Origin of the sequence: Sandarakinorhabdus oryzae, assembly GCF_009733735.1 — a bacterium.
GTDB lineage: Bacteria > Pseudomonadota > Alphaproteobacteria > Sphingomonadales > Sphingomonadaceae > Sandarakinorhabdus > Sandarakinorhabdus oryzae.
Genome location: NZ_WNJP01000164.1, coordinates 1 through 5,975, shown reverse-complemented (window position 1 = coordinate 5,975; position 5,975 = coordinate 1). Strand labels below are relative to the sequence as shown.

7 protein-coding genes are annotated in these 5,975 nt (G+C 68.2%); all 7 read left to right on the top strand.

Annotated elements, in window-relative coordinates:
* Window positions 1–694 (top strand): 3-oxoacyl-ACP reductase FabG (fabG, locus tag GJ693_RS13120; RefSeq protein WP_328598839.1); only part of this gene is annotated, 694 nt, incomplete at its 5' end.
* Window positions 695–1,102: 408 nt separating this feature from the next.
* Entirely contained in the window at window positions 1,103–1,339 is a 237-nt protein-coding gene (locus GJ693_RS13115; protein ID WP_156256734.1) for an acyl carrier protein, read from the top strand.
* A 212-nt stretch (window positions 1,340–1,551) separates the two neighbouring features.
* The gene (gene fabF, locus GJ693_RS13110) at window positions 1,552–2,814 is read left to right on the top strand and encodes a beta-ketoacyl-ACP synthase II (RefSeq protein WP_156256733.1); all 1,263 of its coding nucleotides are present in this window, start codon (window positions 1,552–1,554) and stop codon (window positions 2,812–2,814) included.
* 11 nt (window positions 2,815–2,825) lie between these two features.
* Window positions 2,826–3,791 (top strand): endolytic transglycosylase MltG, encoded by a 966-nt coding sequence (gene mltG / locus GJ693_RS13105; protein WP_235902892.1) that lies wholly within the window; start codon window positions 2,826–2,828, stop codon window positions 3,789–3,791.
* Complete coding sequence (locus tag GJ693_RS13100; protein WP_235902890.1) at window positions 3,788–4,393, top strand: YdcF family protein; 606 nt, start codon at window positions 3,788–3,790, stop codon at window positions 4,391–4,393. The genes mltG and GJ693_RS13100 overlap by 4 nt, the downstream gene beginning before the upstream one ends.
* Entirely contained in the window at window positions 4,393–5,130 is a 738-nt protein-coding gene (locus GJ693_RS13095) for a lysophospholipid acyltransferase family protein (RefSeq protein WP_156256732.1), read from the top strand. The genes GJ693_RS13100 and GJ693_RS13095 overlap by 1 nt, the downstream gene beginning before the upstream one ends.
* The coding region (locus GJ693_RS13090; RefSeq protein ID WP_197042187.1) for a hypothetical protein at window positions 5,127–5,975 on the top strand (849 nt) is incomplete at its 3' end. The genes GJ693_RS13095 and GJ693_RS13090, both read left to right, overlap by 4 nt.

Here is a 5,975-nt window from a genome sequence, read left to right as displayed (position 1 = left end):
CGGCATCGTCAGCGCCATTGCCAGGGCGCTCGCCGCGCGCGGCGCCCGTGTCGCGCTGTCGGGCACCCGCGCCGAGGCGCTGGCCGAAGTCGCCGCCGATTGTGGCCCCGATGCCGTGATCCTGCCCTGCAACCTGTCGGACAGCGCGGCGGTTGATGCGCTGGTGCCGCAGGCGGTCGAGGCGCTGGGCGGCCGGCTCGATATCCTGGTCGCCAACGCCGGCATCACCCGCGACAATCTGGCCATGCGCATGAAGGACGAGGAATGGGCGGACGTGATCCGCATCAACCTCGAAGCCACCTTCCGCCTCTATCGCGCCGCCGCCAAGCCGATGATGAAGCAGCGTTTTGGCCGGTTGATCGCCATCACCAGTGTGGTCGGCGTCACCGGCAATCCGGGCCAGGCCAATTATGCCGCGTCCAAGGCCGGCCTGATCGGCATGTCGAAGGCGCTGGGCCAGGAACTGGCGTCGCGCAACATCACGGTGAACTGCGTCGCGCCGGGGTTCATCGTTTCGGCGATGACCGATGCGTTGCCGGACGCGCAGAAGGATGCGCTGACGGGGCGGATTCCGGTGGGGCGGCTGGGCGAAGGCGCTGATATTGCGGCGGGGGTGGTGTATCTGGCTTCGAAGGAGGCTTCGTACGTTACTGGGCATACCCTGCATATCAACGGTGGGATGGCGATGCCGTGAAGCCCGGCCAGTGGCTATCGCGCAGCGATGGACACGGACTCGGGCGAACGCGGCCAGCGGGCGCGGCGGCCGCCGCAGCGGCCAACCGTGACCCGTCTGACGTCGGACGTGGCTTTGCCGCGGCCCCCTTGCTTCCTCCTGAAGTTCCGCTGCTCGCGGCCGGCGGCAGAGCCGCCGAGTCCGCTGGGGGTGCCAAGTAAAAAGGCAAGAAGGAAGTGCGTGGCGGAGCCACGCCGTCGACGCTGTTCTGCCGGCTGAAGGCCGGCAGCCAGCCCGGCCGAGCTTGCGCCTGTCGGCGCGCGACACGCGCGCACGCGGCGCTGCGCTCTTGCCACAATTTCGCCATCAGGCTATCGGCCCCAAGCAACCTGCCGGCGAACACCTCGCCGCCAACAGAGGGAACGGAACATGAGCGACGTCGCCGACCGCGTGAAGAAGATTGTTGTCGAGCATCTGGGCGTGGAAGCCGACAAGGTGACCGAAGCCGCCAGCTTCATCGACGATCTCGGCGCCGACAGCCTCGACACCGTCGAGCTGGTGATGGCGTTCGAGGAAGAGTTCGGCGTGGAAATCCCGGATGACGCTGCCGAGAAGATCCTCACCGTGGCCGATGCGATCAACTTCATTGGCGCCAACAGCAAGTAAGATCAGGCCGGAAGGCCGCGCTGGCCGCGGCCTTCATGCCATGAAGACAGGGCTGGCCGGCGGTGCCGGCGCGTACAGGAAACGGCCCATCGCTTGAAACCAGGCGGCGGGCCGTTTCGTGCCAGATGGGCCTGGCCATCATGCGATGATGGTGCAGCCCGAAAGCCAAGCACCGGCGGGGCAGGCTGGGTGCGCAGAAGAATGGATTGCCGATGCGCCGTGTAGTCATCACCGGTCTGGGCCTCGTCACCCCGCTGGGGGCCAATGTCGAAACCGCCTGGGCCAACATCCTCGCTTCGCGGTCGGGCGCTGGCCCGATCACGCGCTTTGATGCCTCCAACCAGGCCTGCCGCATCGCCTGCGAGGTGAAGGCCGGCGACGGCACCGGCATGACCTTCGACGCCAACAGCCGTGTCGATTACAAGGTGCAGCGCCAGGTCGATCCGTTCATCGTCTATGGCATCGACGCCGCCGGCCAGGCCATCGAGGATGCCGGCCTCACCGACATGACCGAGGAGGAGCGCTTCCGCGCCGGCTGCTCGATCGGCAGCGGCATCGGCGGCCTGCCCGGCATCGAGATCGAATCGATCGTGCTGCACGAAAAGGGCCCGCGCCGCGTCTCTCCGCATTTCGTGCATGGCCGGCTGATCAATCTCATCTCGGGCCAGGTCTCGATCAAATATGGCCTGATGGGCCCCAATCATGCCGTCGTCACCGCATGTTCGACCGGCGCGCACGCCATCGGCGATGCCGCCCGCATGATCGCGCTGGATGATGCCGACGTGATGCTTGCCGGTGGTTCGGAAAGCGCGCTGTGCCCGCTGGGCATCGCCGGCTTTGCCCAGGCCCGCGCGCTGTCCACCGCCTTCAACGACACTCCGGAACGCGCCAGCCGCCCCTATGACAAGGATCGCGACGGCTTCGTGATGGGCGAGGGTGCCGGCGTGGTCGTGCTGGAAGAATATGAGCGCGCCAAGAAGCGCGGCGCCAAGATCTATGGCGAGGTCATCGGCTATGGCCTCACCGGTGACGCGTATCACGTGACGGCGCCGCACCCGGAAGGCTCGGGCGCGTTCCGCTCCATGCAGATGGCGCTGCGCAAGGCCGGGCTGAACCCGGAAGACATCGACTATATCAACGCCCACGGCACCTCGACCCCGATGGGTGACGAGCTGGAGCTGGGCGCGGTCAAGCGGCTGTTCGGCTCGGCGATCGACAATGTCTCGATGTCGTCCACCAAGTCGGCCATCGGCCACCTGCTGGGCGGCGCCGGCGCCGTGGAGGCGATCTTCTGCCTGCTCGCCCTGCGCGACCAGGTGGCGCCGCCGACGCTCAACCTCGACAACCCGTCAGAGGCCTGTGTCGGCGTTGACCTGGTGCCGCATGTCGCCAAGCAGCGCCGCATCCGCGCCGTGCTGAACAACTCGTTCGGCTTTGGCGGGACCAATGCCACGCTGGTGATGCGCGGCGTCTGAGGCCCGCATCCGTGCGCCGTGCCATCCTGACCTTTATCGCCCTGCTGCTGCTGGTCGGGGTGCCGATGGCCGTGGCACCGTGGTTCGGCTGGAGCAGCGCGCCCGATCCGGCGAAATCCTTCGAGGTGAAGCGCGGCGCCAGCCTGGCGAGCGTGGCGAACGATTTGCACAAGGCCGGGCTGATCGAATCGGCCGGGCAGTTCCGGGTGCTGGCGCGCATCTTTGGCAGCAATGCACCGGTGCAGGCCGGGCGCTATCGCCTGGCCGCGGGCCAGGCCTGGCGGGACATCTTGGCGACGCTGCAGAAGGGCGAGGTGGAGCGCTTCACCGTCACCATTCCCGAAGGCTGGCCGGCCGTGCTGGTGGCGGAGCGGATCAACGCCGTGCCGGGCCTGAAGGACACGGTGACAGCGCCGGCCGAAGGCAGCATTTTGCCTGACACCTATGAATATCAACCCGGTGAGAGCCGCGCCATGCTATTGAAGCGCATGCAGGCCGCCATGACCAAGACCCTCGCTGATCTCTGGCCCAAACGCTCGGCGCGCGCCGTGGTGAAGAGCCCGGAAGACGCCGTGGTGCTGGCCAGCATCGTGGAGAAGGAGACCGGCAAGGCCAGCGAACGCCGAACCATTGCGGGCGTTTACAGCAACCGCCTGAAGATCGGCATGAAGCTGGATGCCGATCCCACCGTCATCTACCCGATCACCCAAGGCAAGCCGCTGGGCCGGCGCATCCGCCAATCCGAACTGCGCCGTGACACCGGCTACAACACCTATCTGAAGCCCGGCCTGCCCAAGGGCCCGATCGCCAATCCGGGGCGGGACTCGCTGATGGCCGTGCTCGATCCGGCCGAGACCGACGCGCTCTATTTCGTGGCCGATGGCAGCGGCGGGCATGTCTTTGCCAAGACGCTGGCCGAGCAGAACGCCAATCGCGCGCGCTGGTTTGCCATCCGCCGCCAGCGCGGCGAGATGTGAGCCGCACAACCGCCAGACGGCCGACGCCGAGCCGGCCCCGCACTGTCCGCAAGGCCGGCCCCTTGCTGTGGCTGGCGCGGGCGGTGGCGGTGCCGCTGCTTGGTTGGATGCTCGGCCTGATCTGGTTCAGCCTCACCCTGCCGGGGCCGGCGCCCTTGTCGGTGAAAAGCGATGGTGTCGTGGTGTTGACCGGCGGCGCCGGGCGTTTCCAGCGCGGCCTTGCCGTGGTCGAAGCCGGCGCCGCGCGGCGCATGCTGATTTCGGGCGTGGGCCGCACCACCAGCCGGCGCCAGCTCGCCGCGGCGTTCGGCGTTTCGAAGCGGCGGCTGAATTCGACCGATCTGGGCTACGAGGCGGTCGACACGCGATCCAACGCGGAGGAAACCGCGCGCTGGGTGGCGCAACATGAATTCCGCTCGATCCGGCTGGTGACCAGTGCCGGCCACATGCGCCGTGCCCGGCTGGAGCTGTCGCGCGTGCTGCCGGCGGATGTGAAGGTGCTGTCAGATGCGGTGCCGTCCGAGCCCAAGGCGCATGGGCTGGCGTTCGAATATTCGAAATGGCTGTTGCGGCGGGGCGCGCTGCTGCTGGGTGCGGCGTGATGCGTCACTCGCCGCTCGCCACCGGGCTGGCCTTTGTTCGCACGGTGATGTTCCAGATCGTCTTCCTGGGCGGCTCGCTGGTGCTGGTGCCGCTGGCGCTGCTGCTGGGGCTGGCGGTGCCGCGCGATTCGGGCGGGCCCCTGCTGTTCATCGGCCCCAAGCTGTGGGCCGGCTGGTTTCGGCTGACGAGCCGGCTGATCTGCGGCATCCGGCTGGCGATTGACGGGACCATCCCCCAGGGGCCGCACCTGTTTGCGCTGAAACATGAAAGCGCCTTCGAGGCGATCCTGACGCTGTGGTGGTTCGAACGGCCGGCGGTGGTGATGAAGCAGGAATTGCGCGCCATTCCGATCTGGGGCCTGGCGTCGGCCCGGCATGGCTCGATCTTCGTCGATCGCGCCGGATCGGCGAAAATGCTGCGCGAGATGATGCGCCAGGCGCAGGCGGCGGTGGCAAGGGGCCGACCAGTGGTGATCTTCCCGGAAGGCACGCGCGTGGGGGTGGGCGAGACCCCGCCGCTCGCCGCCGGCTTTGCCGGGCTCTACAAGATGCTGAAGCTGCCGGTGGTGCCGATCGCGCTCGATAGCGGCAGCGTCTGGCCCAAGAGCTTCATCAAATATCCCGGCACCGTGCACATGAAGCTGGGCGAGACCATCGCGCCGGGGCTGGACCGCGCCGCGGTGGAAGCGCGCGTGCATGAAGCGATCAATGCCTTGCAGGCGGAGGGCCGGGCATGAAGCGGCGCTGGCCCCTGCTCTTGTCGCTGCTGCCGCTGCTGATCGGCCTTGGCACCTATGGATATTTCTGGCGTGGCTGGGCGGCGAGGTTCGAAACCACGCTGGCGCGCTGGTTCCCGGGGGAGCGGCCGCAGGTCACGGGCTTTCCCTATCGGCTGGAGACGGAACTGGCCGGCGTGAGACTGGCGCACAAGGGCGGCGTGCAACTGGCGCTTGCCGTGGACCGGCTTCGCCTCAATCGCGGGCCGTGGCGGCCGGAGTTGACCGTGTTCCAGGGCCAGGGCGTGACGCTGTCGGCCACCGCCGCCGGCCTGTCACCGCGGGTGGCGGCCGGTGTGGCAACGGCCAGCCTGAAGCTGGATGGCGACCGGCTGGTGCGGCTGTCGATCGTATTGCCCAGAGCGCGTGGCAATGCCGGCTTCGGCCCGGATTTCCGCGCCGACAGTCTGGAACTCCACGCCCGCGAGATCATCGGCCTTACCGAGCCGGCCAGCCCACGCGTGCCGGCGCGCGGCCAATTGGTGGTGGGCGCCACTGGCTTTGCGCTGGGGCAGGGCGCGCCGATCAGCCTCGATGGCGATGTGCAGGTGCGTGGGGGCAGCCGACTGACCGATTATCGGCGCTGGGCCGCCAGCGGCAGCCTTGATGTGGTGCTGACCGGTCGGGACGCGACGGGCGAATTGTTCAAGCTTGATGCCAGCCTGGTGCCACTGGGCGATGGCCTGCGATTGGCCGGCACCATCACCACCGTCTGCCCGCTCGCGGTGCAGGCGGCGCTGAACGGCAGCGCGGCGCCGGCCGAGCAGCGGTTGCGCACGCCCGTGCGGCTGGCGCTGGAAACGGCG

Coding starts and splice junctions, on each gene's coding strand:
- GJ693_RS13115 (WP_156256734.1), top strand. CDS start 1,103: ATGAGCGACGTCGCCGACCGCGTGAAGAAGATTGTTGTCGAGCATCTG.
- fabF (WP_156256733.1), top strand. CDS start 1,552: ATGCGCCGTGTAGTCATCACCGGTCTGGGCCTCGTCACCCCGCTGGGG.
- GJ693_RS13095 (WP_156256732.1), top strand. CDS start 4,393: ATGCGTCACTCGCCGCTCGCCACCGGGCTGGCCTTTGTTCGCACGGTG.